The sequence below is a fragment of the Kitasatospora sp. NPDC001603 genome (assembly GCF_040298365.1).
In the GTDB taxonomy this organism is placed as follows: domain Bacteria; phylum Actinomycetota; class Actinomycetes; order Streptomycetales; family Streptomycetaceae; genus Kitasatospora.
The window spans coordinates 49710-76293 of sequence record NZ_JBEPAA010000022.1 but is presented as its reverse complement, the minus strand read 5'-3'; the positions used below and the strand labels follow the sequence as shown (position 1 = coordinate 76293).

The following is a 26584-nucleotide window of genomic DNA, read 5'->3' as shown; positions in this document are numbered from 1 at the left end:
CCGGCCGCCGGGCGCCCGGGCCGGTCCCGCCCGACCGGCTCAGGCACGGCGGACGCCGACACGACAGGCACGGGCACGGACCCGGGCACGACGGACCCGACCGCGGGGCGGCCGTCGACCTTCGGGGACTGCACGGACATGGGTCCTCCCAGGGGCTCGTGCCGCCGCCCCGGGCTCGGAGCGGCCGGCGATCGAGAACATACACACCGTCACTGACAACGCACCCTGAGCGATCGGCCGGAGTCCCCGAGGACGGGTGTGACGTCCGATCCGGCCCGCGTTGTCAGTGCCGGACGTTATGGTCGGGGACCATGCGACTGCTGCATACCTCTGACTGGCATCTCGGGCGCTCCTTCCACCGGGAGAGCCTGCACGACGCCCAGCGCGCCTTCCTGGACCACCTCGTGGCGGTGGTCCGGGCCGAGCGCGTCGACGCCGTGCTCGTCGCCGGCGACGTGTACGACCGCGCGCTGCCCGGTCTGGAGGCGGTCGCCCTGTTCGACGACGTGCTGCACCGGCTGGCCGACCTGGGCGTGCCGACGGTGTTCATCAGCGGCAACCACGACTCGGCCCGCCGGCTCGGGGTGGGCGCGGGCCTGATCGGCCGGGCCGGCGTCCACCTGCGGACCGACCCGGGCGAGTGCGAGGTGCCGGTCCTGCTGGCCGACGAGCACGGGCCGGTCGCCGTCTACGGGCTGCCCTACCTGGAGCCGACGCTGGTCCGGGAGCGCTTCGGGCTGGCGCGCGGCGGCCACGCGGCGGTGCTCGGCGCGGCGATGGACGCCGTCCGGGCCGACCTCGCGAGCCGCCCCGCGGGCACCAGGTCGGTGGTGCTGGCACACGCCTTCGTCACCGGCGGCGCACCCAGCGACAGCGAGCGGGACATCGCGGTCGGCGGAGTCGCCTCCGTCCCCGCGTCCGTCTTCGACGGGGTGGACTACGCCGCGCTGGGCCACTTGCACGGCTGCCAGACGCTCGCCCCGCACCTGCGCTACAGCGGCTCGCCGCTCGCCTACTCCTTCTCCGAGGCCACCCACCGCAAGACCATGTGGCTGGTCGACCTCGCGGCGGACGGCTCGGTCGCCGCCGAGCGGATCGACTGCCCGCGGCCGCGGCCGCTGGCCCGCCTGCGCGGCCGCCTCGACCAGCTGCTGACCGCCCCGGAGCACGCCGAGCACGAGCGGTCCTGGGTCCAGGCCACCCTGACCGACCCCGGCCGCCCGGCCGAGCCGATGGAGCAGCTGCGCCGGCGCTTCCCGCACACCCTGCAGCTGCTCTTCGATCCCGAGGAGAGCGAGGCCACCGCCTCCCCCTCGTACGCGGCCCGGGTCAGCGGCCGGGCGGACCTGGAGATCGCCGAGGGCTTCCTGCGGCACGTGCGCCCCGGCGCCGAGCCGGACGCGGACGAGCTCGGCTGGCTGCGCGAGGGCTTCGAGACCGTCCGGGAGAGCGACGACCGCAAGGCGGAGCTGCCCCGATGAGACTCCACAGCCTCACCGTCACCGCCTTCGGACCGTTCGCCGGCACCGAGACGGTGGACTTCGACGCGCTCGCCTCCGGCGGGCTCTTCCTGCTGCGCGGGGCCACCGGCGCGGGCAAGAGCAGTGTGCTGGACGCCGTCTGCTTCGCCCTCTACGGCGAGGTGCCCGGCGCCAGGCGGGCCAGCCGGCTGCGCAGCGACCACGCCGAACCGCTGCGGCTCACCCAGGTCCGGCTGGAGCTGACGCTCGGCGGGCGGCGGTTGGAGATCACCCGGCTGCCCGAGCAGCTGCGCCCCAAGAAGGTCGGCCGGGGGACGACCGTCGAACGCGCCCAGACGCTGCTGCGCGAGTGGGCCGCCGACAGCGGCGACGGCACGCCGGGCTGGCGGGCGGTCAGCAAGTCGCACCAGGAGGCCGGGGAGGAGATCCACCGGCTGATCGGGATGAGCCGGGAGCAGTTCTGCCAGGTGGTGCTGCTCCCGCAGGGGGACTTCGCCCGCTTCCTGCGCGGCGACTCCGAGGAGCGCGGCAAGCTGCTCAGGCGACTGTTCGACACCGAGCGGTTCCAGCACGTCGAGGCCTGGCTGGCCGAGCAGCGCCGCTCCCAGGAGGCCGCCGTCCAGACCGGCCGCCGACGCCTGCGGGACTTGGCCAGCAAGGCCGAGCAGGCGGCCGGTCCGCAGGCCGAGCCCGCCGCCGGCTGGGTGCCCACCGAGGAGGAGTCGGCGCACCCCGCCGCTGACCTCACCGCCGGGGTGCTCGGCTGGGCCGCGATCCTGCGCGGCGGCGCCGCCGAGCAGCTCGCCGTCGCCGAGGCCGCGCTGGCCGGCGCCGAGGCCGGCCATCGCCGGGCCCAGGCGGACCGCGGGAACGCGGAGGAGCTGGCCGGCCGGCAGCGCCGCCACCGGGAGGCCGCCCTGGAGGCGGCCCGCCTCGCCGAGGGCGCACCGGCGATGGAGCGTGACTCCGCCAGGCTGACGGCCGCCCGGGCGGCCGTCGGGGTGGAGTCGCTGCTGCACCTGCGCGAGGCCGCCGAGGCCGCCCACCGGGCGGCCCACGAGGAGGAGCGCCGCCAGCGCGCCGCGCTGGCCGGCGCCCCGGACGGCGAGGGCCCGGCGCTGGCCCGCGCGGAGGCCGAGGAGCTGGCGGCGGCCGAGCACCGGCTGCGGGCCGAGGTGGTCCGGCTGGAGACGGCCCGGGCCGAGGAGCGGCGCTGCGCGGAGTTCCGCCGCGAGCAGGCGTCGCTGGAGGCCGACCGGCGGCGCGCCGAGGAGCTGGCCGAGGAGGCCGCCGACTGGCTGGCCGACTTCGACGGCCGGCTCGCCACGCTCCAGGAGGAGCAGTCCGCCGCCCGGGCCGCCGGTGCCCGGGTCGAGCAGCTGGACGTCCGGCAGGCCGAGCTGGCCGGGCGGCTGGCCGCCGCCCGCCGCCGGGACGAGCTGCGGGCATCGATCGCCGTGGCCGAGCCCCGGGCGCTCACCCTGCGCACCGAGGCGCTCGACGCCCGCGAGCACAGCCAGAACGTCCGCGAGCGCCGACTGACCGGCATGGCCGCCGAGCTGGCGGCGCAGCTGCGGTCGGGCGAGGCCTGCCGGGTCTGCGGATCGCCCGAGCACCCGGAGCCGGCCCTCCCGGCGAGCGGCCAGGTCGGCGCGGAGGAGGAGGACGCCGCCCGGACCGCCCAGGCGCGGGCCGAGCAGGCGGCCGACACCGCCGAGCGGGAGCTGGCGGGCCTGCGGGTGAGCGAGGCGACCGCCGCCGGGGCGGCCGGGCCGGAGAGCGTCGCGGCCCTGGCCGAGGCGCTGGGCGCGCTGGAGCGCGAGCACCGCGAGGCGCTGCGGGCGGCAGAGGGCCTCGACCCGGTCACCCGGGAGCTGGAACGCCTGGCCCAGGACCAGGCCCGCCAGCTCGCCGCACTGCGCGACGCCGGTGAGCGTGCCGCCGCGCTGACCGCCCGGATCCAGACCCTCGGCAGCGAGCAGGAGGAGCTGACCCGCCGGGTGACCGCGGCCCGGGGCGACGCGGCGTCGGTGTCCGCCCGGGCCTCGGCGCTGGCCGGCCTCGCCGGGAGCGTGGCGGCACTCGCCGGAGCGGCCCGGGCCTGCACGGACGCGGCGCTGCAACGGAAGAAGGCCGAGGACGAGCTGGCCAGGGCAGCCGTCGCGGCCGGGTTCCCGAACCCGGAGGAGGCGACGGCCGTCCTGCTGCCCCGGGAGGAACGCGAGCAGCTGGAGGCCCGGCTGACCCGGCACCGCTCGGCGCTGGCCGCGGCGGAGCGGGAGCTGGCCCGGCCCGAGCTGGCCGAGGCCGCCGGCCGCCCGCCGGCCGATCTGCCCGGCACCCAGGCCGAGCTGCTGGCGGCCACCGACCGGCTCCGCCGGGCGCACGCCGGCCACGAGGCGGCGCAGGCGCGCTGCACGGCACTGGCCGGGATCGGGCGGCAGCTGGCGGAGCTGGCCGCGTCACTGGCCCCGGCCCTGGACCGGTACGCCCGGATCAACCGGCTGGCGTCCGTCGCCGCCGGCACCTCCACCGAGAACCGGCTGCGGATGCGGCTGGAGTCGTACGTCCTGGCGGCCCGACTGGAGCAGGTGGCGGCGGCGGCGAGCGCCCGCCTGGTACGGATGTCGGGCGGCCGGTACACCCTGGTCCACAGCGACGGCCGGGGCACCGGCAACAAGCGCTCGGGCCTCGCACTGCGGGTGGTGGACGCCTGGACCGGCACCGAGCGGGACACCTCGACGCTCTCCGGCGGCGAGAGCTTCTTCGCCTCGCTCGCCCTGGCGCTCGGTCTCGCCGACGTGGTCACCGACGAGGCCGGTGGCATGCCGCTGGACACGCTCTTCATCGACGAGGGCTTCGGCACGCTGGACGAGCAGGCGCTGGAAGAGGTGATGGACGTCCTCGACGGCCTGCGCGAGCGGGACCGCGCGGTCGGCATCGTCAGTCACGTCGCCGATCTGAGGAGCCGGATCCCGGCGCAGCTGATGGTCCGCAAGGGCCGCCGGGGCTCCACGCTGGCGCTCGCCGGGCGGGAGGACGCCTGAGGGGAGGCCCGGGGACCGCGGGGCCCGGGGCGCCACGGCCGCGCCGGGCCCGGTCGGGTGCGCTCCGTCAGCCGGAGCAGGCGATCCGCTGCGCCTGCTGCCAGGTGCAGACCGGGCAGAGCGTGACACCGGGGTGGTCGGCGGGCAGTTCGGTCGGCTCCCCGCACAGCACGCAGTCCGCGCGCGGCCCGGTCAGCTCCGGGTCGTGCGTCAGGGCGGCCTCCGGCCCGGCGCCACCGGGGGCGAGTGCGCAGACCGGGTCCGTTTCGTTCTTCACCGCTTCGCTCATGCCGCCTTGATACTCCGCGCCCCCACCCCTCGGCAAGGCCGGCCCCGGCCGGACGGGCCCGGAGCGCTGGGCGGACGGCCCCGCCGGCCGGGGCCGGGGCACCGGCGGCCGGGCGGGCGGAGCCACCGAACCAGGACCCGCGCCGCCCAGGCCCGGCCGGACGGGCCCGAGGCGCCGCGAGTGCCACGGCGGGCGACCCGTCCGCCCACCCCCACCCCCCGTCCCGACGGCCGGGCCCGGTTACCGTGAGGCCCATGCCCGCCTCCTCCGCCTCCCCCGCCTCGCTCCACCGGCGGTTGCTCGCCGCTCGCGCCGCCGCCCCGACCTACCCGGAGGTGGGCGCCACCCGCGAGGCCCGGCTCCCCGAGGGCTACGCCCAGTTGCGGCGGCGGATCCACCTCGGGCACGGTCCCGACGTCCTGGAGCGGGCCGGGCGGTACGTGCTCGGCTGGGGCAGCCAGCTGGGCAGCGGCTTCGCCGTCCATCCGTACGCGCCGGCCGAGGAGGGCGCGACCGTCCTGCTGCGGCTGAGCCTGCCCGGGTTGCGGCGGCCCCGGCTGGTGATCCCCTGCCGGGTGGTGTGGACGGTGGACGAGCCGGACCGGATCGGCTTCGCCTACGGCACCCTCCCCGGGCACCCGGAGTGCGGCGAGGAGGCGTTCCTGGTGACCATGGACACCGCGGGCGAGGTCTGGTTCGAGGTGACCGCGTTCGCCCGGCTCGCCTCCTGGTACGCGCGGCTCGGCCGCCCGGTGGCGGTGCTCTGCCAGTACCTGGCCATCGAGCGCTACCTCTCCGCCGTCGCCACGGCGGCCTCCCCCACCGGGGCGGCCACCCCACCGGAAGCCACGCCACAGGCCCCCGGCAGGAGGGCCGGGCCGACGGCGACCCCGATCCTCCCCGCACCCGGCCGGACCGACGGCCGCACGGCCACCCGATAGCCGACCCGCCAGCCACGACCGCAGCCGGCCGTCCCGCCGGAGGCCACGCCACAGGCCCCCGGCGGGACGGCCGGGCCGGGGTGCGGGCCGGTCAGCCCAGGAAGGAGAGCCGGACCGTCCGGCGCGGGTTGTCTCGGTTGGTGTCGATCAGGACGACGGACTGCCAGACGCCGAGCGCCAGTTGGCCGCCGATCACGGGCAGGGTGGCGTGCGGGGCGACCAGGCCCGGGACGACGTGGTCGCGGCCGTGACCCGGGCTGCCGTGCCGGTGACGCCAGCGGTCGTCGGCGGGCAGCAGTTCGCGCAGCGTCGTGAGGAGGTCGTCGTCGCTGCCCGAGCCGGTCTCCAGCACGGCGATTCCGGCCGTGGCGTGCGGCACGAAGACGTTGAGCAGGCCGTCACGGCCGGCTGCCCGGTCGTTCAGGAACTCGGCGCAGCGGTCGGTGATGTCGAGGGCGACCTCGTGGCTGCCCGTGGTGATCTCGAAGGTGGTGGTGTGGAAGGGCGTGGAGTGGATGTTGTCCGCCATGAACGCCATCCTCACGTACCGCCGGGGGCACCGGGGCCCGCCTCGCCGACTCGCCGTGCTGGTGGGGGCTGGGGGCCGCACGGTGGACGGTTCGGGCTGCTCCCGGCCGGGCGGCCGACCGCGGGCCCGGTAAGGGCCCAAGGGCTTGGGCCCACGGAGCCCGAGGTCGGCCGAAGGACCCCGGGTACGCCGAAGACCCGACGGTCCCTGAGGTCCGCCGGGTCGGATGCCGGTGGGCGCGAGGGCTTGAGGCCCTAGCCGCGACCGCCGAACAGGCTCCGCCGCAGCCGGCGCAGCGGCGCCAGCAGCGACACCCGCGCATGGCGACGCGGCTCGGTCGGGGCACTGGAGCCGCGCGGCGTCAGTTCCCTTATCAACCCGAGTGCCTCGGCGGTGTCCACCGCCGGGAGTGCGGGCGCGCCGAGCACTGCCAGGTGACGCTCGATCCGACGGCCGGTCGCGCCGACGCCGCACTGGATCGCCGGCACGCGGGGCCGGGACCGCACTTGCATGTGTTCCATCAGTTTTTCCCACCCCTACGAGGCGCCAGGGCCGTGAGGCGAAGACTATCCGTGACAGACGGCCTTCGCGCAACCGTCCTGGTGTGCTGCCACCGTATCGTGCGGCGTCAACTGACGCCGCACCAGGGGCCGCCCGGAGCGGTTACGACTGAGCATCAATGATGGTGCACGACCGGCCGCGCGTCACGGGTGCCTCGGGGGTACGCGCCCGGCGCTTGCCGGGGAGGCACGCGCCGGGCGTGCGGGATCACCGTCGATCACGACCGGCGGGGCCCGGACGCGACCGGCGGTCGCCCCGCACGCCACCGGAGCGCCACCGACCACTCGGAAGAGACAGTTCAGAAAGTGAACACAATCGAGGGATTGACGCGGGGGAAACCTCCAAGCAATATCTTCATCGACCGCGCGAACACGGATCCCGCTCAAGCACCGCTCAATCGTGCGTTCGACTGATGAAGAATTCCGGCTCCCCCGAGCCACTGCCCGGCCACCTCGACGCTGCGGTGGCCAGGCCCGGGAGGCGCTGGGACGGGCGGCCGGCCGTGAGGGTCGGCCGGGCCGCCACCAGGCTGCCGGTGCCGCCCCGTACGGGGCCCGGCACCGGCGGTTCCGGGTCCGCGGACGGCCTCCGGTACGGCCCCTTACCGAGGCACCGGACCGGACCCCGCCCCCACGCTCCCGCGACGCATCTCACACCCCCGTACCGCGCCCCCGCCCGGCACCGCGCACCGCACCACCACCCCGTGACCCGACCCCGCGCGAATCCGCTCCCCGGCGGCGCTCGGTAGACTCGGCCAGCGTGCCAGTCCTCCTCAGCATCGTGCTCCCGGTCCACGGAGTCGAGCGCTACCTGCCCCGCTGCCTCGACTCGATCCTGGAAGCCACTCCCCGCGGGGAGTCGCGCTTCGAGGTGATCGCGGTCGACGACCTCTCCCCCGATCGCTGCGGCGCGATCCTGGACGAGTACGCCGCCCGCGACCCGCGGTTGCGCGTGCTGCACCTCACCGAGAACCAGGGTCTCGGCGGCGCCCGGACCGCCGCCCTCCCCGAGGTGCGCGGCGAGTACGTCTGGTTCGTCGACAGCGACGACTGGCTGCCGGACGGCACCGTCTCCGCGCTCCTCGATGAGCTCGCGCAGGAACGCGCCCGCGAGACCCCGGCCGACGTCCTGCTCACCGACTTCACCCACGTCTACCCCGACGGCGGGACCGAGCCGAACCCCTGGCGCCACGTCCTGGTCGGCTCGCCGCTGGCCGACGGCTGCACCCTCGCCGAGCACCCGGCGCTGTTCCGGACCGTGATGTCGGTGTGGAACAAGGTCTTCCGCCGCGACTTCCTGCTCGGCCTCGACGTCTCCTTCGGGCGCGGCTTCTACGAGGACATCTCGGTCACCTACCCGGCCCTGCTGGCCGCCGGACGGCTGCGCTACCTCGACCGGGTCTGCTACTTCTACCGGCGCGGCCGCCCCGGGGCGATCACCAGCACCGCCTCCCCCAAGCACGCCGACGCCTTCGCCCAGTACGACGCGATCTTCGCGTTCCTGGACCGCCCGGCCCGGCCCGGCCGCCCGGTGCCGGACACCCTGCGCACCCTCGTCTTCGAGCGGACCGTCCAGCAGGCGCTGACCGTCCACGACACCCCGGGGCTGGTCCCGGCCGGGCTGCGCAAGGACTTCTTCCGGCGGATCGCCGAGCACTTCACCCGCCACCGCCCGGCCGGCTACCAGTTCCCCGGCGGCCTGCGCGGCCTGCAGTTCCGCCTGGCGGCGCGCGGCGCCCGGGTCGCCTACGCGGAACTGCGCCGCACCGGCCGGCTGCCGCGCGAACTCAAGCGGGGGGCGCGGGCCGTCGCCCCGGCGGTGAAGAAGGGGGTGCGCAGCGGCGCCCGCTTCACCGCGTACAACGCGTTCCGCCGGCTCCCGCTGGACGAGCACCTGGCGGTCTACGCGGCGTACTGGCACCGGGGTTACGCGTGCAGCCCGGCGGCGATCTACGAGAAGGCCAGGGAACTCGCCCCGGACGTACGGGGCGTGTGGGTGGTGGAGAACCGCAAGCAGGCGGCCACGCTGCCGGCCGGGGTGCCCTACGTGATCGTCAACACACCGGCCTACCTGAAGGCGATGGCGACCGCCAAGTACTTCGTGAACAACGTCAACTTCCCGCGCACCATGGTGAAGCGGCCGGGGACGGTGCACGTCCAGACGCAGCACGGCACGCCGCTGAAGGCGATGGGGATGGACCTCCGGGACCACCCGGTGGCCGCCGACGGGATGGACTTCGACCGGCTGCTGGAGGCCGTCGACCGCTGGGACTTCCTGGTCTCCTCCAACCCGCACACCAGCGAGCACTTCGCCCGGGCCTTCCCCGGCCGCTACGAGATACTGAACACCGGCTACCCGCGCAACGACCGGCTGGCCGTCAGCACGCCGGCCGAAGTGGCGGCGATGCGCGAGCGGTTCGGGCTGGCACCGGACACCACGGCGGTGCTGTACGCGCCGACGCACCGCGAGGGCCGGGGCGGGTACGTCCCGCTGCTGGACGTCCGCGAGCTGGCCCGGCGGCTTGGCCCCGGCTTCACGCTGCTGGTGCGCACGCACTACTTCCACACCGGGGGCCCGGGCGAGTTGGCGGCGGGTGAGGACGCGGCCGCGATCGTGGACGTCTCGGCGCACCCGACCGTGGAGGACCTCTACCTGGCGGCGGACGTCCTGGTCACCGACTACTCCTCGATGATGTTCGACTACGCCGTGCTGGACCGGCCGATCGTGGTCTTCGCGCCGGACTGGGAGGAGTACCGGCGGGTACGCGGGGTCTACTTCGACCTCTTCGCGGAGCCGCCGGGCGCGGTGACGGTGGATGCCGACGGGCTGGCCGCGGCGCTGCTGGCCGGCGACCCGGAGCCGGCGGCGCGGGCGAAGTTCCGCGAACGGTTCTGCCCGTGGGACGACGGCGGGGCGAGCGAGCGGGTGGTCCGCCGGGTGTTCCCGATCCGGGCCTGAGCAGGCGCCGGCCGGACCCGAGCGGGCGCCGGCCGGGCCGCCCGGAGGGCCGGACCCGCCCGGAGGGCCGGACCGACCGGCCCGGGAACGCGGCGGGCGGGACCCCGGGAATCCCGGGGCCCCGCCCGATGCGGGCTCGGCCCGGTACGGACTCGGCCCTGAACGGGCTTCGGTCCGGTACCGGATTCGGCCCGAAGCCGGCTCAGCCCTGACGCGCGGCGAGGAACTCGTCGAAGGTCAGCTCGCCGTCGTGGTTGGTGTCCATCTGCTTGATGATGGCCTCGGCCATCGAGATCGACGTGGTCAGGTCGCCGAGCTCGCGGGCGACCTTCGCGTACTCGACGGCGGTGATCCGGCCGTTGCCGTTCACGTCGTACTTGTCGAACGCCGCGCGGATGGTGTCGACGTCTGCCATGGGTGGCCCCTCCTGAGGAACTGCGTGCCTGCGATGATCCGCATGACTGCTGATGTGCGTTTCCGACGGCCGTACCCTACCCGGCCGTGGTGAGCGCCACGGTTGGCGGGAGTGGACGGGCTCGGGGGTGGGTGTCGTAGTCTGCGGGTCTGATCCCGGCCCGGCCGGGGAACGAACGCCGATCGTCGTCTGTTCAGGCCCGGGCTCGTCTCGGGCGTGCTCGTCCTGGGAGGGACCATGCTCGATCTCGTCACCAAGCTGGTGCTGAAACCGCTCGCGCGGGGGATCTGGCGGCCGACCATCGAGGGCCTGGAGAACGTGCCGCGCAAGGGCAGCGTGATCCTGGCCAGCAATCACCTCTCCTTCATCGACAGCGTGGTGATCCCGCTGACCGCGCCGCGCCGGGTGCACTTCCTGGCCAAGGCCGAGTACTTCACCGGTACCGGGATGAAGGGCGCGCTCTCCAAGGGCTTCTTCGAGGCGATCGGCGCGGTGCCCGTCGAGCGCGGCACCTACCGCTCCGCGCAGGCCTCGCTGGAGTCGGCCCTGGAGATCCTGGAGGACGGCAAGGCCTTCGGCATCTATCCCGAGGGCACCCGCTCGCTCGACGGCCGCCTCTACCGCGGCAAGACCGGCGTGGCCTGGCTGGCCCTCACCGCCGGCGTCCCGGTGGTGCCGGTGGCGCTGGAGGGGCCCGACCAGATCCTGCCGATCGGCAAGCGCGTCCCGCGCCTGCGCAAGGTGACGGTCCGCTTCGGCGAGCCGCTGCACTTCGACGAACTGCACGGGCAGGCCCGGTCGCTCAAGGCCCGCCGGCAGGTCACCGACGAGGTGATGCGGGCGATCCAGCAGCTCTCCGGCCAGGAGATCGCGGAGACGTACAACGAGATCCCCAAGGCCGCCTGACCGTCACCCGCGCCCGGGCCGCGGACCGGCCGCCCCGGCGGCTACCGCTTTTCGAGCACCGGGACCGGCGCCTCACGGCGCAGCAGGGCCGCGTACCGGCCGTCGGCCTCGACCAGCTCGTCGTGGGTGCCCTGTTCGACGACCTCGCCCCGGTCCAGCACGACGATCCGGTCGGCGGCCCGGACGGTGGAGAGCCGGTGGGCGATGGTGATGGTGGTGCGGTCGGCCGCGAGGGTGTCGATGGCCTGCTGGACGGCCTGCTCGGTGCGGTTGTCCAGCGCGCTGGTGGCCTCGTCCAGGATCAGCACGGGCGGGTTGCGCAGAACGGTCCGGGCCAGCGCGAGACGCTGCTTCTCCCCTCCCGAGAAGCGGTAGCCGCGCTCCCCGACCAGGGTCGCGTAGCCGTCCGGGAGTCCGGCGATGGTGTCGTGGATCTGCGCGGCCCGGGCGGCGGCGACGAGTTCCTCGTCGGTGGCGTCCGGCTTGGCGAAGCGCAGGTTGTCGGCGACCGAGGCGTGGAAGAGGTAGGTCTCCTGGGAGACCACGCCGACCGCCCGTGACAGCGAGTCGAAGGAGAGCTCGCGGACGTCCACCCCGTCGATCGTCACCCGGCCGCCGGTGACGTCGTAGAGGCGGGGGACGAGGTAGCTGAGCGTGGTCTTGCCGGAGCCGGTCTCGCCGACCACGGCGAGCGAGCTGCCGGCCGGGACCTTGAGCTCCACCCCGGCGAGCGTGGGCCGCTCCTGCTCGGGGTCGTAGCGGAACTCGACGCCCTCGAAGCGGACCTCGCCGCGGATCTTCTCCAGGACGGTCGGCCGCTCGGGCTCGGCGATCTCCACCGGGAGGTCGAGGTACTCGAAGATCCGCTGGAACAGCGCCAGCGAGGTCTGCACCTGGACACCGGTGGAGAGCAGGCTGATGGTCGGGCGGAACAGGCCCTGCTGGAGCGAGACGAAGGCGACCAGGGTGCCGACGGAGACGATCGGCGAACCGCCGGCCGAGGCCAGTCCGGCCGCCCAGTAGATCACCGCGGGCATCGCGGCCATCACGATCTGGATGGTGTTCATCCGCCAGCGCCCGGCCATGCTGGAGCGCACCTCCAGCTCGGCCAGCCGGTCGGACTGCCCGGTGAAGTCCGCGGCGAGCGAGTCGGAGCGGCCCATGGTGCGGCCGAGCAGGATGCCGCTGACCGAGAGGGACTCCTGCACGGCCGAGCTCATCGCGGCGAGCTGCTTCTGCCGCTCACCGGTGATCTTCTTGCGTTCGTTGCCGACCCGGCGGCTGATCCAGACGAAGACCGGCAGGAGCAGCAGCGAGACGACGGTGAGCCGCCAGTCCAGCGCGACCATCGCGACCACCGAGGCGATCACGCTGGTGAAGTTGGAGACCAGCGAGGTGGCGGTGGAGGTGACGGTGGACTGCATGCCGCCGATGTCGTTGGCGATCCTGGACTGCACCTCGCCGGTGCGGGTGCGGGTGAAGAACGCCAGCGACATCCGCTGGAGGTGGCCGTAGACGGCGGTGCGCAGGTCGTGCATCACGCGCTGGCCGACGGTGGTGGAGATCAGCGTCTGCAGCACGTTGAAGATGCTGTTGACCACGGCGGCGGCGATCATGCCGAGCGCGAGCAGGCTGAGCAGGCCGGTCCGGCCCTGCGGGATGGCGGTGTCCAGCACGGCCTTCAGCAGGAACGGCGTGACCACCGAGACGACCGCGGAGGCCGCCACCAGCACGCCGACCACGGTGAGCCGACCGGAGTACGGGCGGAACAGCGCGAGGATGCGGCGCCACTGGGCCGGCGGGCGGGGCTCTCCCTCGGCCTGGGCGGGCGGGGTCCAGCTGATGCCGTCGGGCCTCAAGGGCGGGCCTCCTGGGGTCGGACGCGCGGGCGCGCGGCGGGCACGGCGCCGCAGGGGGCTGCGGCGGGCGTGGTGGGCGTGGTGGGCGTGGTGGACACGGCGGTCGGGCGGCCACCGGCATAGCGAGGATAGCTCATAGTTAGCTAAGCTAATAGTGAGACTGTTCCTATTCCCAGGGCCGCCCCTGGGGGCCGGTGCCGCCCGACCCCGCCCGCCCGCCGAACCGGTAGGTCAGTCGGTCCGGTACGTCCGCGCCGCCTTCGAGGAGACCCCGCCGAGCTTGCCCGACGGCAGCACCCGGGCGATCGCGACCGCGAGCTTGTAGCGCTTGCTCGGCACCGACAGCGAGCGGCCGCGCGCCAGGTCCCGCATGGCCTCGGCGACCACCCGCTCGGCGGACAGCCACCCCCAGGAGGGGATGTTGCCGGTGCCCATGCCGGCCCGCTCGTGGAACTCGGTGTGGGTGAAGCCCGGGCAGAGCGCCATCAGCCGCACGCCGGTGCCGCCGAGGTCGCGCATCACGCCCTGGGTGAAGCTCACCACCCACGCCTTGCTGGCCCCGTACGTGCCGCGCGGCAGGAACGCCGCCACCGAGGCGACGTTGACGATCGCGCCGCGGCCGCGCTCGCGCATGCCGGGCAGCGCCGCCGTGGTGAGCCGCAGGATCGCCTCGACGTGCACCTTCAGCATGTCCAGCTCGTCCTGGAGCGGGACGGTCAGGAAGGCGCCCTTGTTGCCGAAACCGGCGTTGTTCACGAGGAGGTCCACCGGGTGGGCCGGGTCGGCCAGCCGGGTCTCGACGGCCGCGATACCGGCCTCGGTGGCGAGGTCGGCGGTGAGCACCTCGGTGTCGATGCCGAACTCCGCCCGCAGGTCGGCGGCCGCGCGCTCCAGCCGCTCGGTGTCCCGGGCCACCAGGACGAGCCGGTAGCCGCTCCGGGCGAGCCGGCGGGCGAACGCGGCTCCGATGCCGGCGGTCGCGCCGGTGATCAAGGCAGTGGTCATGCAGCGACCGTATCTACTCGCGGGTATCCGCGACACCCCGGGCGCTCTCGCTGCGCGCCGGGGAGGTACCTCTCGGTGACGGTGGTCACGGAGCGTACAGCGGTGGCGCCGGATGGTTCGTGCTCCTATGGTCGATGAAGGGGGGCATCGCCGGACCAGGCGGTGGAACTTCGATGAGGAGGCACTCAGATGCTTACTCAGACCACGCGGACGACGCTCGCCACCCAGGCCGAGCTCGACGCACTAGGCATGTTGATCACGGAGGACGAGGCGACCGTCAGCGACGCGCCCACGTACCGCCCCGAAGCCGCCGCCCTGCTGCTCCTGGCAGGAGCGCTGCTGCTGTCGCCGAAGCCGCCGAAGGAGAAGACCCGGTAATTCGGGACCGACGGCACCAGGCACCGCGCGGAGTCCGCGGGCGCACAGCGGGCCCGTGACACCGCGAAGCCCTCTTCAAGGAGAAGTACGCACCATGCCAACCGCCGATCTCTCGCTCCGCGACGAATACGCCGCAGCGGTGGAGCGGCTGGCAGGCCGCACCCTCGACGCCCTCCGTGGCGTCGAGGGCGCGGTCGCGCCCGCCGCGCCCGACACCGGCCCCGCGCCGCGTCCGGTCCTCGCCGCCGCCCGGGTGCTCGGGCCGGACGTGCTCGCACCGCAGGTGCTGGGCGTGGCCGGGGCCGACGAACAGGCCGTCCTGCTGCTGACCGAAGCCCACCGGGCCTTCCCCCTCGCCGGCTTTCCGGCGCCCACCGAACCGGGGTCCCCCGTCCCCGCCCGGTCCGCCGACGACGACCGGGCGGCCGGTGCCGTCCTCGTCGCCGCGTGGCGGGACTGGGCCACCACCGTGCTGCTCGCCCGGGCGCCCGGACCCGCCGCCGACCTCCCGTTCCCCGAACCGGCCGGCGACACGGCGCACGACCGCGGCGAGCCCCACCCCGGTCACGCCCCGCGGCCGGAGCCCCACGCCTGGCAGGCCTGGTCGGTCCGGATGGCCCAGCTGTCCGCCCTCGCCCTCCCCGGCCTCGACGGCCCCGTGCACGACGCGGCCCGCGAGCACGGTCTCGCCCTGGCCCGCGGCGCCGTCCGTTCGCTGCTGCGCTGCGACTACCGGGTCGCCGCCCGGCTCACCAGATGGCTCGCCTGGCTCGCCGCCGACGGACGGCCGCTGCCCCTGGAGGTCGAACCCATGCTGGACCGGATCCGGGCCGTGGGTGACGGCAGTGCGCGCACCGCACTCGAACTCGCTGTGGCCGAACACCTGCTGAGCGGAGCGCCGTCATGACCGACAACCAGCTCCTGTCCTCCGCACAGCAGTTGGGATCACGCGCGATGGCCTGGCTGCACGACTGCCACGAGCGCGGCTTCGGCCGGCTCCCCGACGACGTCACCATCGACCTGGCCGATCCGAACAACGCCTACAAGCCGCTCGCCGAGTCCGCCCTCGCCGCGTCACTCGTCCTGCGGGACGGCGTCACCGGCCCCCACGACGCCCGCATCGCCCGCGAGCTCCTCGACTTCGGCTGGTCCCAACTGCGGGAGGGGAACCTCCTGTACGAGCGGCTGCTGCGCTACCCCGTGATGACCGACCCGCTGGAGACGTACGTCCACTTCGCCCGGTCCGGCTACCGGCACGCCCCGCTGGAGGAGCTCCTGGAATCCCTGACGAAGGTCCGCGGGATCCAGGCCATCGAGATGATGCCCAACCGGCGGCTCGCCCTCGCCAACGCGCGCCGGGTGATCGGACTGCGCAATCAGCCCGACGACTGGGACGCCCTCACCTCCCGGACCTGGCTCGGCGCGACACCGGAACCCTGGGCCATCGACTGGCTGACCGGCTACCACATCACCCACGCCGTCTTCCACCTCACCGACTGGGGTGCCCGGCCCGAGGGCATGCCCGAACCGATGCGCGACTACGTCCGCAACTGGCTGCCGGTCTGGGTCGACACCTGGCTGGAGGTCGGCCAGTGGGACCTCGTCGGCGAACTCCTGGTGGTCGACTCGTGCATCGGGGAGCCCGTCACCGGCACGCAGGGCTGGGAGGCGCTGGCCGCGATCCAGCGCGAGGACGGGCTGATCCCGCGCGAGAGCGCCGAGCCGGTCTCGGACGACCCCGAGCAGGCCTTCCGCGACCACGAGCACACCGCCGTCGTCGCCGTGGTGGCCGGCACCGTCACCCTGTCGCGGGCACTCGGCGGCGCCGCGGTCGCGGCCTGAACGCGATGACCGACCCGGACACGATGACCGGCCCGCCCTCCGCCGCCCGCCGGGCGGCGGAGGGCGGCTTGGACGGCTTCAGCGGCCCGGGTGCGGACCAGGTCCCCGCCCTCGTCCGGGCCGCCGCGCCGTACGCCACCGCCGTGACGCTGGCCGTGGCCCGCGGGGACCGGACCGCCGTCCACTGCCACGGCCGGACCGCCCTCGACGGGGAGCCCTGCACACCCGAGACCGTCTACGAACTCGGCTCCGTCACCAAGACGTTCACCGCGCTGCTGCTCGCCGTCATGACCGCACGGGGCGAAGTCGCCCTGGACGACCCGCTGCGGCGGCACCTCCCAGCGGACTGGTGCCCGCCGGACGTCCGGCACGGCGGCCCGATCCGGCTGCTCCACCTGGCCACCCACACCTCGGGCCTGCCCAAGCTCCCGCCCGGACTGCTCGCGGCCGCCCTCCCCAGCTGGGCCCGCAATCCGTACGCGGGCTTCGACGACCGACGGCTGCGCGCCGGCGTGGCCCGAACCAGCGTGCGCCACGCGCCCGGTACGCGCTACGGGTACTCCAACTACGGGGTCGGCCTGCTCGGCCGGCTGCTCGCCGAGGCGGGCGGCACCGGCTACGCCGAGCTGCTCGCCGACCGTCTCTGCCGCCCCCTCGGCCTGCGCACCGCCACCTGCTCCCCCGACGCCCCGCACCGCGCCACCGGTCACCGGCGCAGTCGCCCGATCCCGCCGTGGCTCATCCCCGGGCTGCCGGGCGCCGGCGCCGTCCGGGCCGGCGGCGCCGATGTGCTGCGCTTCCTCCGCGCCCACCTGTCGCCGGAGGACGGCGAGTTGGGGCAGGCGCTGCGCGACGTCCAGCGCCCACGGCTACGGCTGTCTCGATCGGGCGACCGGATCGGCCTGGTCTGGAACCTGCGCAGGACGCCGGACGGCCGCGATCTCTACTTCCACTCCGGCGCCACCCGCGGGTTCACCGTCGTCGTCGGCTTCTGCCCGCAGACCGCGACGGCGGTGGCCGCCCTCACCAACACCGGTCCGGCGCTCGACGGGCGCTTCGTGCAGTCGGCGTACGACACTCTGAAACAGCTCGCGAAGCCGGCGACCTGAGCGGTGCCCCGGCCCGGCCGGCCCTGCGGGACGGGGCCGGCCGGGCCCGGCGGTCAGGGCTTCTCGGGGTGCGCGGCGCTGTCCGCGGCGCCGCCGGCGCCGACCGGGCGGAGGCGGGAGGCCGCGGTGGCGGCCAGCTGCGGGGCGAGCCGGGCGATGTCGCGGGAGCCGACGGCGGCGATCAGCGAGGGCAGGATCCAGCGGACCGGCTGCATGCCGCGCAGCCAGGGCTGGGCGTAGACGTGGGCGGAGCGGCGGGCGATGCCGGCGACCAGACGGTCCACGGCCGGGCCGAGCGGGTACGTCTTGTTGGCCGGCCAGGGCAGGCGGTCGCGCATCTGCTTGAGGACGGCGTCCTGGTCGGCGCCGCGGACCATGTCGGTGTCGGTCCAACTCAGGTAGCCGACACCCACCTTGACGCCCTGATGGGCGACCTCGGCGCGGATCGAGTGGGCGAAGGCCTCGACGCCGGACTTGCTGGCACAGTACGCGCTCATCAGCGGGGCGGGCGTGAGCGCGGCGAGCGAGGCGATCTGGAGCAGGTAGCCGCGGCTCTCGGCGAGGGCCGGCAGGAAGGCCCGCGCGGTGGCCACGCTGCCGAGCAGGTTCACCTCGATCACCCGGCTGAACGCCCGGTGGTCGCTGTCCAGCAGCGGGCCGCCGATGGCGATGCCCGCGTTGGCGACCACCACGTCGATCCGGCCGTAGTGCTCCTTGATCCGGCGGGCGGTCTCGGTGAGCGCGTCGATGTCGGTGACGTCGGCCTCCCAGGCGGTGGCGCCCGGGCCGCAGAGTGCGGCGACCTCCTTGAGCTCGGCCGGTTCCAGCCCGAGCAGCGCCACCTTGGCGCCCCGCAGGGTGAGCTTGCGGGCCAGGGCGGCGCCGACCCCGCGCGCGGCACCCGTGACGACGACGACCTGTGCGGACAGCGGCAACGTGGCACTCATGCGGTCAGGCTCCTCTGGGGGGAAGGACGGTGGACGGCGGGCAGGTGGGCGGTCGCGAGCCGCTCGATCTCGGCGGCGACCTCGGCGGGCCGCTCGATCGGCACCATGTGGCCGGCCGCGGGCAGCAGGAGCAGCCCCTGCGGGTCGGGCAGCGCGGCGACGATGCGGTGCGCGTGCGCCGGCGGGGTCAGCCGGTCGTCGGTGCCGACCACGACGGCGGTCGGCACGGTGAGCCGGGCCAGCCCGGCGCGGACGTCGAGCGAGTCCAGGACGCCGGCCCAGCGGGCCCGGACGACGGTCGGACAGGCGTGCACCACCCGGGCCGTCGCCTCGACCCGGTCGGCGGGCGAACCCGCCCCCATGGTGACGTACTTGAGCGCCGCGCGGCTGACCGGGCCGACCGGGCCGAGCGGCAGCCGGGAGCGCAGGCCCTGCCGGTGCAGGAAGCGCCGCAGCCGTGCCGGGCGCACCGCCTCCGGCAGCACGAGCAGCTCGGTCACCAGGTCGGCCGGGCCGGTGGAGACCAGCACCGCGGCGGCGGTCCGCTCGGCGACCTCGGGGCGGCCGGCGGCGGCCATCACGGTCATACCGCCCATGCTGTGGCCGACCAGGACGGCCCGCTCCCCCGCCGGGACGGTCCGGGTGAGCACGGCGGAGAGGTCCTCGGCGAGCGCCCGGGTGGAGTAGCGGAGCCGGCTGGGCGGGACCTCGCTGCGGCCGTGGCCGCGCTGGTCGTAGGCCACCACCCGGTAGCGGTCGGCGAGCCGGTGGATCACCGGCGCCCAGAAGACGGTCGAGCAGGTCCAGCCGTGGGCGAGCACCACGGTCGGGGCGCCGGGCTGCCCGTGGATCTCGGCGTGCAGCCGGCTCCCGTCGGCCGAGCGGATCACCAACTCCTCGGCGGGGGCGGGCGGGACGCAGTCGGCGGGGATCGCGGGGCTCATGCCAGCGCCTCCTCGGGCGTCCCGGCGCTCCGGCCGGCCGGCACGGTCCGCATGATCAGCTCGTACTCGGCGAGGTCGACCTTGCGGGTGGCCCGGCGGAAGGAGGTGGTGGAGCCGGGCCAGAGCACGGTGTTCTTGCCGCTGCTGTCCAGGTACCAGCTGCGGCAGCCGCCGGTGGTCCAGACGGTCCGGTCCATCCGGTGCTGGAGTTCGAGGTTCCAGTGCCGCTGGGCGCGGGCGGTCGGCTGCATCGCGGTGGCGCCGACCGAGCCGAGCGTGGTGAGGGCGTCGACCAGGTAGTTCAGCTGGGACTCGATCATCAGGATCATCGAACTGTTGCCGAGGCCGGTGTTGGGGCCGATCACGAAGAACAGGTTCGGGAAGCCGTGCACGGTGGAGCCGCGCAGCGCCTCCATGCCGTCCTTCCACTCCTCCGCCAGGCTGGTGCCGTTGGCCCCGAACACCCGGGCGCCGATGGGCATGTCGGTGACGTGGAAGCCGGTGCCGAAGACGATCGCGTCGACCTCGTGCTCGCTGCCGTCGGAGGCGACCAGGGTCGAGCCGCGCACCTCGCGCAGGCCGGCGGCGACCACCTCGGTGTTGGCGGCGGCCAGCGCCGGGTAGTAGGTGTTGCTGAGCAGGATGCGCTTGCAGCCGATCCGGTAGTCCGGCGTGAGCTTGGCGCGCAGCGCCGGATCGGTGACGCTCTGGGCGATGTGCCGCTCGGCGAGCTGCTGGACGAGCTTCAGCAGGCCGGGCCGGCGGACGAACGCGTCCACCTGGAGCTCGCGGAGCGCGAAGAGGGTGCCCCGGCGGAGCTTGGCGGTGAGGGGCAGCCGGGTGTGCAGCCACTTCTCGGCGTCGGTGATCGCGCGGTCGCGGCGCGGCAGGACCCAGGCCGGGGTGCGCTGGAAGACGGTCAGCCGGCCGACCTCGGGCTGGATGTTGGGGATGATCTGGGCGGCGGAGGCGCCGGTGCCGACCATCGCGACCCGCTTGCCGGCGAGGTCGAAGTCGTGGTCCCAGCGGGAGGAGTGGAACACCTTGCCGGTGAAGGAGTCCAGACCCGGCAGGTCGGGGATCCGCGGGTCGGCGAGCGGCCCGGCGGCGGAGACCACGGCGTCGGCCGTCCACTGGCCGGCCGTGGTGGTGATCCGCCAGCGGGTCCGGTCGGCCTCCCAGCGGGCCTCGGTGACCTCGGCGTTGAACCGCAGGTGCGGGCGGATGCCGAAGACGTCGGTGACCTTCTCCAGGTAGGCGCGGATGTCGGGCTGGCCGGAGAAGCTGCGCGGCCAGTCGGGGTTGGGCGCGAAGGAGAAGGAGTACAGGTGGGAGGGGACGTCGCAGGCGCAACCGGGGTAGCTGTTGTCCCGCCAGGTGCCGCCGACCGAGTCGGCGCGCTCCAGGATGACGAAGTCGGTGATCCCGGCGCGGCGCAGCCGGACGCCGGCGCCGATGCCGCCGAAGCCGGAGCCGATGACGGCCACCCGGACGTGCGGGGCGTCGGGTGCGGCCGGGGTGGCTTCCGGGGCCGGGGTGGTGTCCGGGGCGGTGTCGGCCGGGCCGGTCGAGGCGTCGAGCGGCGCCCGGTCGGACGCGTCGGGGCGGGGGCGCTTCGTGCTGGATGCCATGCGGCGTCCTCCTGAGGGTGGGGGCCGTGAGGTGCGCACTGCCGCGACGTGCCGTCGTGCGTCCTGCCATCGTGCCGTCATGCCGTCGCGATAACCATGCCAGCAATCACTGGCACGATTGGCAGAGTAGCCCCTGTCGCCGACGGGGGGAAGAAGCCCGGCCACGTCACTTCGGCGATCGCCAGTCCTATGCTGAGCGCCGTGGACAAGGTCAGAGCGGGTGCGGGCGACGGACGACGCGAGTACCGGGTGGAGGAGCTGGCCGAGGCGGCCGGCATCACCACCCGGACGCTGCGTTTCTACCGCGAGCGCAAGCTGCTCCAGCCGCCGCGCAAGGAGGGCCGGATCGCCTGGTACGGCGAAGCCCATCTGCACCGGCTGGGGGTGATCGCCGAACTGCTGGAGCGCGGCCACACCCTGGGCGGCATCGCCGAGCTGATCGGCGCCGGGGAGAGCGGCCGGGACGTCGCCGAGCTGATCGGCCTGGAGGCCGCGATCATCGCGCCCTGGTCGGACGAGACGCCCGTCCACCTCGACTGGGACGAGCTGAAGACCGCCTTCGGCGACCAGCTCACCGAGGAGAACACCGCCGAGTCCGTCGCCCAGGGCTACATCTCGGTCGAGGAGGACGGGATCACCCACGTCAGCCGGCGGCTGATGGACGCCACCACGGCCCTGGTCGCCGAAGGCGTGCCGCTCGCGGTCGTGCTGGAGGCCAGCCGCCGCGCCCAGGAGCACGTGGACGCGATCGCCGAGATCTTCACCGCGCTGGCCCGCGACCAGCTCCTGGGCCCGCTCGCCGCCGACACCCCGCTGCCCCCCGGTGAGGCGGCCCGCCTCACCGAGCAGATCCTCCGGGTGCGGCCACTGGCCCGGACGGTCACGGACGCCCAGTTCGCCCTGGCCATGGACCGGCGGGTGCACGCCGAGTACGACGGGCTGCTGCGCCAGCGCCGGGAGCAGCGGGAGGACGGCGGAGCGGACGACCGGCCGGACGCGCACGGCCAGGGCGACCCCGGCGCGCCCCGCGCGCAGGCGTAGCCGCACCCTCCCGCGGGCAGGGATCCGGGCGCCGCGCCGCCTTCCGGATCGGAGTCGCCCGATGCTCCCCGCGCTCACCCGCCGCACCGTGCTCACGCTCGCCTCCGGGCTCGCACTCGCCGCCTGCGGCTCGGGCGGGTCGCGCCGCTGCGGGCGACCCCCCGGCCGCCCTTGGGCGGTCCTCCAAGGTGACCGAACGCCGCGATCCGACTGCGCTGGGTGATCGTACGGTTATCCGGGTGATCGTCCGGGTCGTACGGTCGGAGCTCACCCGCGGGCCGCCGGTACCGGCTCGGGCCGGTGGTGGGAGGCGGGCGCCCACCCCGGCTCCGCGTGGGGGTGCAGCACGATGTCCGTGGTCACGAGGTTCCGTTCGGCGGCGCAGCTGACGGGTGGTGGGGTGCTGCTCTGGTCGCTGCTCGGCCGGCTGCCGAACGCGATGTGCCCGATCGGCACCCTGCTGCTGGTCACCCGGAACACCGGCAGCGTCTGGCGCGGCTCGGTGGTGGCCGGGGCGCTGGCCCTCGGTCAGGCGGTCGGCGGGCCGCTGGTCGGCCGGCTCGCGGACCGGCGCGGGCAGCGCACCGTCGGCCTGGTCACCGCGCTCGTCAACACGGTCGCGGTGCTCGCCCTGGTGGCCGCGTCCGAGGGAGGCCTGCCGCTCGCCGCGCAGATCGCGCCGGCCGCGCTGATCGGCCTCTCGGTCCCGCTGGTCGGGCCGCTGTCACGCAGCCGCTGGGTCCGGCTGGCGGGCGGGGACGCGGAGTTGACGTCCTCGATGCTCTCGCTGGACGGCATCGTGGACGAGGTCAGCTTCACCACCGGGCCGGCCCTGGTCGGTCTGCTCGCCACCCTGGTCTCCCCCGCCGCCGGGCTGCTCACCGCGGCGGCGCTGGTCGGCGTCGGCGCCACCCTGTTCGCGCTGCACCCGACCGCGCCGCCCGGTACCGGGCCGGACGCCCGGCGGCGCTCCGCCGAGCCCCTGATGAGCCCTCCGTACGTGCTGCTGCTCGCCGGGATGGCGCTGCTGGGCGCCTGCTTCGGCTCGGTGCAGGTCGGGGTCACCGCCACCACGGACGCGCTGGGCCGGCCCGGTGCGGCCGGGTTGATCTACGGCTTCATGGGATTCACCAGTGCCTTCGCGGGCATCGCCACCGCCGCGCTGCCGGCCCGTTGGGAACTGGCGGCCCGGTTGCGGGCCGGGACGGTCCTGCTGTTCGCCACCTCCGTCCTGCTGCTCTTCTCCGGCGGCGGCGTACTCGCCCTGGCCGGGGCCGTCGGGTGCCTGGGCATGGCCGTCGCACCTCAGATGATCACCATGTTCGGCCTGGTGGAGCGGACCGTGCCGACGGCGCGGCTCGGCGAGGCGATGGCGGCGCTGGTCAGCGCGATCATCCTGGCCCAGTCGGCGGGGACGTTCCTCGGCGGCTGGGCGGCCGGCCACCTCGCGCCAGAAGCGCCGTTCCGGATCACCGTCGTCGCCGCGGCGGCCGCCCTGCTGCTCGCCGCCGCGACGGCCACCGACCGCCGCTACCCGCGCCGTTCGGCGCTGCCGGTACCACTGCCGGCACCGGTACCGGTGAAGACGGACACCCTGGACCCGGCGGTCGAGCCGGTCCCGGCCCGTGGGGTGAAGACCGCACAGAACGCCCCGAATGTGCGGCCGTTGCGGGCCGGCCGTGAAGAAAGCGAGGAGCCGATCCGGCCCTCCCGGGCGTAATACCCTGTCCCCCACCACAGGTTAGGCTCTCTCCCCGGTGTCCGCGCCGTACCGTCGCGCGGGCACCGGTGGCAGGTGGACCGACGGACCGGAAGACGGGGGAACGGGGAAGCATGAGCGACGGAGCAGCGCCGGGCGGCGGCGGGGACGGATACGGCGTCAGCGTGGCCGGTCTGAGCGGCGTCACGGACCAACTGAACAAGACTGCGACGGACATCGCCGCGGCCAAGACCGCCTACGCGGGCTCGGTCTGCTACGCGGCCACCGCCTTCGGCGAGTTCGGCATGGACAGCGCGTGGTCCTCCTTCGACAGCGCCTGGTCGAAGGAGATCACCGTCACCCAGCGCGCGCTGGACGAGCTGTCCCAGAAGATGTCGACCACCACGGCCAACTACCGCAACGCGGAGAAGGCCATCACGGCCTCGCTGGTGCCGGCGGGCGGCGGCCGGTGAGCAAGGTCAAGGATCTGGAGAAGGCGCGGCACACCATCGAGAAGGTGAACTTCATGTTCGCCAACCTCCACCTGCTGGAGGGGATCGACCAGGCGCTGGCCGTGCCGGAGCCGGTCGGCGACGTGAGCGCCGTGCAGGCCCGCGCCAAGGACTACGGACAGGCGGCCGCCTCCTTCGGCCAGGCCTCGCAGGACCTCTCCGGGATCGCCACCAACCAGCTGCCCGCGGTCTGGAGCGGCTCGGTGGCCGAGCACGCGACGCAGGCGATCCACGCGATGTCGGAGGAGACCACCACCTCCCAGCAGACCCTCGCCCAGGCCGCCGTCCTGCTGGACACCTGGGCGAGCGAGCTGGACTGGGCGAAGAAGACCGACACCCAGGGCCGCGAACAGCTGCGGTCCGCCGGGGAGCGGGCCCGCCAGGACCCGGGCGGCTTCGACCAGGACGCGATGGCGACCGCGCTGGCCGGCGTCGACGCCCGGCTCGCGGCGGCCCGGCGGGTGGAGAGCACCGGCACCAGCACCGCCAGCAAGCTGAACCAGCTGGCTTCCGCGGCGCGCGCCTCGCGCGCCGGGATGGGCTCGATCGACCCGCTGGCCGCGGTGGTCCTGGCCACTGAGAAGAACCCCGGCGCGGGCGAGGACGGCGGCTACATCCTCACACCCAACCAGCTCGACCGGGCCAACCAGACCCTCGGTGTGATGACCGGCGCCGACCAGGCGGCGTTCCGCGCGCTGCTGTCCGGCGCGAAGTCCCCCGAGGAGGCGGCCTACCTCTGGAAGGCGCTGGCGGCCGGGCACTCGGTGTCCGACATCCAGCGGTTCGACGCCCAGATCCACCCGCACGGCGACGACCCGGCCTGGCTCGCCAAGCACCTCGTGCCGGCCACCAGCACCGGCGACACCGGCCGGGAGTCCTCGGACAACCTCGACGTCACCTACGGCGGCCAGAACGTCAACATCGACGGCTACGGCCTCTATTCGCAGCGCAACGTCAGCGACTGCGTGGCGGCCTCCACCGTGATCGCCCAGGCCAAGCTGGACCCGCTGATGATGTTCCAGCTGACCACCGGCGGCACCCCGGACGCCCCCGGCGCCGACTCCCCGGAGAACTTCGAGAAGCGGCTGCAGGACACGTACCTCAACGAGTACAAGGACGGCCAGCGGGTCGACGGGAACAAGAAGGTCTACCCGCAGGTGGACAGCGGGCTCGGGCCGAAGGCCCAGACCTACCTGGCCGACAAGGACCTCGGCAAGGCCACCGGCGCCGACTACGAGCACGTCGAGCTGGAGAGCGACGAGGACCGGCGGGCGGCGCTGGCGCGGATCGAGAAGTCCGTCGACGAGGGCCTGCCCGTCCCGATCACCGTGCGGAACGACGACTCGGGTCACCAGATGATGATCATCGGGCGGGACGGTGACAAGCTGCAGGTCTACAACCCCTGGGGCTTCACCTCCTGGGTGACCGAGGAGCAGTTCGTCAACAGCCAGCTCGGCGGACTGACCCCCGGTGAACACCCCCTCAACAAGTCGACCGCGCTGGAGCTGCCGAAATGACGAACGTCCGCCCCGACGCCGAACTGGCGGACCTCGACGTCGCCGCCGCCATCACCCGTGGCCTGCTGCTCACCGGCGGCCCGCGCCAGGCCCTGTTCACCGAGGCCGCCATCGCGGCCGCCCACCGCGCCGAGGCGGCGGGCATCGGCGCGTACCCGCTGGGGTTCCTGGCCCAGCACGTCCGCGCCGGCGGCTTCGCGGCGGCCCTCGCGCTGCCCGAGCCGGTCATCGGCGAGCCGGGCCGGACCGTCGTCCGCGAGTGGCTGCAGGCCGCCGCCGCGAGCGGCGCCGACCTCGGGCGCGAGCACCTGTTCGCGCGCTGGCTGGCGGAGGTCGCGGCGCTGATCGAGCTGCGGCGCAACGCCCGGGAGGCGGACGCCCGGTGACCGCCCGATCCCCGCGCCGCCCGCTCGCCCTCGCGGCCGCCGCCCTGCTGGCCCTGGCGCCGGTGGCCGGCTGTTCGTCCTCCGGCGGGCCGTCGTCGGACGACCGGCCGGACACCGTCCTCGCCCTGCCCGCCGACCTGGAGGCCGAGGCCGTGGCCGGCGGCAAGCCGGCCTTCGAACCGGCCGACGTCCACCTGGCCGTCGGCCGCTCGGTCGGCGTCAGCCTGACCTCCGCCCCGCTGCCGCACGGCTGGCAGCTGACCGGCGAGGGCGACCGGGCCGTCCTGCACCGGGACGCGGACGCCAAGTTGAGCAGCTGCCCGCCCGACTCCGCGGGCTGCGGCCACACCGTCCGCCAGACCTGGACCGCGACCGCCGCCGGCAGCACCACGCTCACCTGGCACTACGTCGACCGCGCCACCTGCCGCGAGCCGGGCGACGCCGCCTCCTGCAAGGTGCTGGCGGTCAAGGACGTCCGGGTCACCGTCGGCTGACCGCCGCCGGGGCCCGGGGAGGCCGGCCGGGCCGCCGAGGCCGGGGCGAGTCGGGAGCAACGGCGCTCATGGGGTGGGAAGTCGGCCGGGCCG

At 74.8% G+C, this 26584-nt stretch carries 24 protein-coding genes; 15 read left to right on the top strand and 9 right to left on the bottom strand.

Features of this window, described 5'->3' with window-relative positions; translation table 11 throughout:
* Positions 1–311 precede the first annotated feature (311 nt).
* Positions 312–1481 carry an exonuclease SbcCD subunit D gene (locus ABT263_RS16540; protein WP_352291128.1) on the top strand — a complete coding sequence of 390 codons (1170 nt, stop codon included), beginning with the start codon at positions 312–314 and terminating at the stop codon, positions 1479–1481.
* A complete protein-coding gene (locus ABT263_RS16535) occupies positions 1478–4528 on the top strand; it encodes an AAA family ATPase (RefSeq protein ID WP_352291127.1) in 3051 nt (1016 codons plus the stop codon). The genes ABT263_RS16540 and ABT263_RS16535 overlap by 4 nt, the downstream gene beginning before the upstream one ends.
* A 67-nt stretch (positions 4529–4595) precedes the next feature.
* Here ABT263_RS16535 and ABT263_RS16530 read toward each other — a convergent pair whose 3' ends face one another.
* Positions 4596–4817: a hypothetical protein gene (locus tag ABT263_RS16530; protein ID WP_352291126.1), complete on the bottom strand. Its 222-nt coding sequence runs from the start codon at positions 4815–4817 to the stop codon at positions 4596–4598.
* 254 nt (positions 4818–5071) lie between these two features.
* Between ABT263_RS16530 and ABT263_RS16525 the strand changes: the two genes are divergently transcribed.
* Positions 5072–5758 (top strand): DUF1990 domain-containing protein, encoded by a 687-nt coding sequence (locus tag ABT263_RS16525; protein WP_352291125.1) that lies wholly within the window; start codon positions 5072–5074, stop codon positions 5756–5758.
* A gap of 91 nt (positions 5759–5849) precedes the next feature.
* On the opposite strand, the gene ABT263_RS16520 is transcribed toward ABT263_RS16525, so the two are convergent.
* A complete protein-coding gene (locus ABT263_RS16520; RefSeq protein WP_329490552.1) occupies positions 5850–6287 on the bottom strand; it encodes a YjbQ family protein in 438 nt (145 codons plus the stop codon).
* A 254-nt stretch (positions 6288–6541) separates the two neighbouring features.
* A complete protein-coding gene (locus tag ABT263_RS16515; RefSeq protein ID WP_329490551.1) occupies positions 6542–6808 on the bottom strand; it encodes a hypothetical protein in 267 nt (88 codons plus the stop codon).
* A 799-nt stretch (positions 6809–7607) separates the two neighbouring features.
* Here ABT263_RS16515 and ABT263_RS16510 point away from each other — a divergent pair.
* Positions 7608–9806 (top strand): bifunctional glycosyltransferase/CDP-glycerol:glycerophosphate glycerophosphotransferase, encoded by a 2199-nt coding sequence (locus tag ABT263_RS16510; RefSeq protein ID WP_352291124.1) that lies wholly within the window; start codon positions 7608–7610, stop codon positions 9804–9806.
* Positions 9807–10008: 202 nt separating this feature from the next.
* Here the strand turns inward: ABT263_RS16510 and ABT263_RS16505 are convergent, their stop codons facing one another.
* Positions 10009–10221 carry an EF-hand domain-containing protein gene (locus tag ABT263_RS16505; RefSeq protein WP_329490549.1) on the bottom strand — a complete coding sequence of 71 codons (213 nt, stop codon included), beginning with the start codon at positions 10219–10221 and terminating at the stop codon, positions 10009–10011.
* 237 nt (positions 10222–10458) lie between these two features.
* Here ABT263_RS16505 and ABT263_RS16500 point away from each other — a divergent pair, with 237 nt between their 5' ends.
* Complete coding sequence (locus ABT263_RS16500; RefSeq protein ID WP_352291123.1) at positions 10459–11127, top strand: lysophospholipid acyltransferase family protein; 669 nt, start codon at positions 10459–10461, stop codon at positions 11125–11127.
* A gap of 41 nt (positions 11128–11168) precedes the next feature.
* On the opposite strand, the gene ABT263_RS16495 is transcribed toward ABT263_RS16500, so the two are convergent.
* Both ABT263_RS16495 and ABT263_RS16490 read right to left on the bottom strand, forming a co-directional pair.
* On the bottom strand, positions 11169–12986 hold the full coding sequence (locus ABT263_RS16495) for an ABC transporter ATP-binding protein (RefSeq protein ID WP_329490547.1): 1818 nt from the start codon (positions 12984–12986) through the stop codon (positions 11169–11171).
* A gap of 231 nt (positions 12987–13217) precedes the next feature.
* On the bottom strand, positions 13218–13991 hold the full coding sequence (locus ABT263_RS16490) for an SDR family NAD(P)-dependent oxidoreductase (protein WP_352291122.1): 774 nt from the start codon (positions 13989–13991) through the stop codon (positions 13218–13220).
* A gap of 189 nt (positions 13992–14180) precedes the next feature.
* Between ABT263_RS16490 and ABT263_RS16485 the strand changes: the two genes are divergently transcribed.
* From ABT263_RS16485 to ABT263_RS16470, 4 genes are all read left to right on the top strand, one after another.
* A complete protein-coding gene (locus ABT263_RS16485; protein ID WP_329490545.1) occupies positions 14181–14369 on the top strand; it encodes a hypothetical protein in 189 nt (62 codons plus the stop codon).
* A gap of 94 nt (positions 14370–14463) precedes the next feature.
* Positions 14464–15276 carry a hypothetical protein gene (locus tag ABT263_RS16480; protein WP_352291121.1) on the top strand — a complete coding sequence of 271 codons (813 nt, stop codon included), beginning with the start codon at positions 14464–14466 and terminating at the stop codon, positions 15274–15276.
* The gene (locus tag ABT263_RS16475; RefSeq protein ID WP_329490543.1) at positions 15273–16211 is read left to right on the top strand and encodes a DUF6895 family protein; all 939 of its coding nucleotides are present in this window, start codon (positions 15273–15275) and stop codon (positions 16209–16211) included. The genes ABT263_RS16480 and ABT263_RS16475 overlap by 4 nt, the downstream gene beginning before the upstream one ends.
* Before the next feature lie 5 nt (positions 16212–16216).
* On the top strand, positions 16217–17320 hold the full coding sequence (locus tag ABT263_RS16470; RefSeq protein ID WP_352291120.1) for a serine hydrolase domain-containing protein: 1104 nt from the start codon (positions 16217–16219) through the stop codon (positions 17318–17320).
* 53 nt (positions 17321–17373) lie between these two features.
* On the opposite strand, the gene ABT263_RS16465 is transcribed toward ABT263_RS16470, so the two are convergent.
* The 3 genes from ABT263_RS16465 to ABT263_RS16455 are packed head-to-tail and all read right to left on the bottom strand — an operon-like array spanning position 17374 to position 20842.
* Entirely contained in the window at positions 17374–18267 is an 894-nt protein-coding gene (locus ABT263_RS16465; RefSeq protein ID WP_352291119.1) for an SDR family oxidoreductase, read from the bottom strand.
* Positions 18264–19211, bottom strand: a complete 948-nt coding sequence (locus ABT263_RS16460) for an alpha/beta fold hydrolase (RefSeq protein WP_352291118.1) — start codon at positions 19209–19211, stop codon at positions 18264–18266. The genes ABT263_RS16465 and ABT263_RS16460 overlap by 4 nt, the downstream gene beginning before the upstream one ends.
* On the bottom strand, positions 19208–20842 hold the full coding sequence (locus tag ABT263_RS16455; protein WP_352291117.1) for a flavin-containing monooxygenase: 1635 nt from the start codon (positions 20840–20842) through the stop codon (positions 19208–19210). Before ABT263_RS16455 ends, ABT263_RS16460 begins: the two co-directional genes overlap by 4 nt.
* A 189-nt stretch (positions 20843–21031) precedes the next feature.
* Between ABT263_RS16455 and ABT263_RS16450 the strand changes: the two genes are divergently transcribed.
* The 6 genes from ABT263_RS16450 (at position 21032) to ABT263_RS16425 (ending at position 26491) form a co-directional block, all read left to right on the top strand.
* A complete protein-coding gene (locus ABT263_RS16450; protein WP_502885811.1) occupies positions 21032–21883 on the top strand; it encodes a MerR family transcriptional regulator in 852 nt (283 codons plus the stop codon).
* A 349-nt stretch (positions 21884–22232) separates the two neighbouring features.
* Entirely contained in the window at positions 22233–23603 is a 1371-nt protein-coding gene (locus ABT263_RS16445) for an MFS transporter (protein ID WP_352291115.1), read from the top strand.
* Between the two features lie 113 nt (positions 23604–23716).
* Complete coding sequence (locus ABT263_RS16440) at positions 23717–24055, top strand: type VII secretion target (RefSeq protein ID WP_329490535.1); 339 nt, start codon at positions 23717–23719, stop codon at positions 24053–24055.
* A complete protein-coding gene (locus tag ABT263_RS16435; RefSeq protein ID WP_329490534.1) occupies positions 24052–25611 on the top strand; it encodes a hypothetical protein in 1560 nt (519 codons plus the stop codon). Before ABT263_RS16440 ends, ABT263_RS16435 begins: the two co-directional genes overlap by 4 nt.
* A complete protein-coding gene (locus ABT263_RS16430) occupies positions 25608–25997 on the top strand; it encodes a hypothetical protein (protein WP_329490533.1) in 390 nt (129 codons plus the stop codon). Before ABT263_RS16435 ends, ABT263_RS16430 begins: the two co-directional genes overlap by 4 nt.
* Complete coding sequence (locus ABT263_RS16425; protein WP_352291114.1) at positions 25994–26491, top strand: hypothetical protein; 498 nt, start codon at positions 25994–25996, stop codon at positions 26489–26491. Before ABT263_RS16430 ends, ABT263_RS16425 begins: the two co-directional genes overlap by 4 nt.
* Positions 26492–26584: the final 93 nt, after the last annotated feature.

Coding starts and splice junctions, on each gene's coding strand:
- ABT263_RS16540 (WP_352291128.1), top strand. CDS start 312: ATGCGACTGCTGCATACCTCTGACTGGCATCTCGGGCGCTCCTTCCAC.
- ABT263_RS16535 (WP_352291127.1), top strand. CDS start 1,478: ATGAGACTCCACAGCCTCACCGTCACCGCCTTCGGACCGTTCGCCGGC.
- ABT263_RS16530 (WP_352291126.1), bottom strand. CDS start 4,817: ATGAGCGAAGCGGTGAAGAACGAAACGGACCCGGTCTGCGCACTCGCC.
- ABT263_RS16525 (WP_352291125.1), top strand. CDS start 5,072: ATGCCCGCCTCCTCCGCCTCCCCCGCCTCGCTCCACCGGCGGTTGCTC.
- ABT263_RS16520 (WP_329490552.1), bottom strand. CDS start 6,287: ATGGCGGACAACATCCACTCCACGCCCTTCCACACCACCACCTTCGAG.
- ABT263_RS16515 (WP_329490551.1), bottom strand. CDS start 6,808: ATGGAACACATGCAAGTGCGGTCCCGGCCCCGCGTGCCGGCGATCCAG.
- ABT263_RS16505 (WP_329490549.1), bottom strand. CDS start 10,221: ATGGCAGACGTCGACACCATCCGCGCGGCGTTCGACAAGTACGACGTG.
- ABT263_RS16500 (WP_352291123.1), top strand. CDS start 10,459: ATGCTCGATCTCGTCACCAAGCTGGTGCTGAAACCGCTCGCGCGGGGG.
- ABT263_RS16490 (WP_352291122.1), bottom strand. CDS start 13,991: ATGACCACTGCCTTGATCACCGGCGCGACCGCCGGCATCGGAGCCGCG.
- ABT263_RS16485 (WP_329490545.1), top strand. CDS start 14,181: ATGCTTACTCAGACCACGCGGACGACGCTCGCCACCCAGGCCGAGCTC.
- ABT263_RS16480 (WP_352291121.1), top strand. CDS start 14,464: ATGCCAACCGCCGATCTCTCGCTCCGCGACGAATACGCCGCAGCGGTG.
- ABT263_RS16475 (WP_329490543.1), top strand. CDS start 15,273: ATGACCGACAACCAGCTCCTGTCCTCCGCACAGCAGTTGGGATCACGC.
- ABT263_RS16470 (WP_352291120.1), top strand. CDS start 16,217: ATGACCGACCCGGACACGATGACCGGCCCGCCCTCCGCCGCCCGCCGG.
- ABT263_RS16465 (WP_352291119.1), bottom strand. CDS start 18,267: ATGAGTGCCACGTTGCCGCTGTCCGCACAGGTCGTCGTCGTCACGGGT.
- ABT263_RS16460 (WP_352291118.1), bottom strand. CDS start 19,211: ATGAGCCCCGCGATCCCCGCCGACTGCGTCCCGCCCGCCCCCGCCGAG.
- ABT263_RS16455 (WP_352291117.1), bottom strand. CDS start 20,842: ATGGCATCCAGCACGAAGCGCCCCCGCCCCGACGCGTCCGACCGGGCG.
- ABT263_RS16450 (WP_502885811.1), top strand. CDS start 21,032: ATGCTGAGCGCCGTGGACAAGGTCAGAGCGGGTGCGGGCGACGGACGA.
- ABT263_RS16445 (WP_352291115.1), top strand. CDS start 22,233: ATGTCCGTGGTCACGAGGTTCCGTTCGGCGGCGCAGCTGACGGGTGGT.
- ABT263_RS16440 (WP_329490535.1), top strand. CDS start 23,717: ATGAGCGACGGAGCAGCGCCGGGCGGCGGCGGGGACGGATACGGCGTC.
- ABT263_RS16430 (WP_329490533.1), top strand. CDS start 25,608: ATGACGAACGTCCGCCCCGACGCCGAACTGGCGGACCTCGACGTCGCC.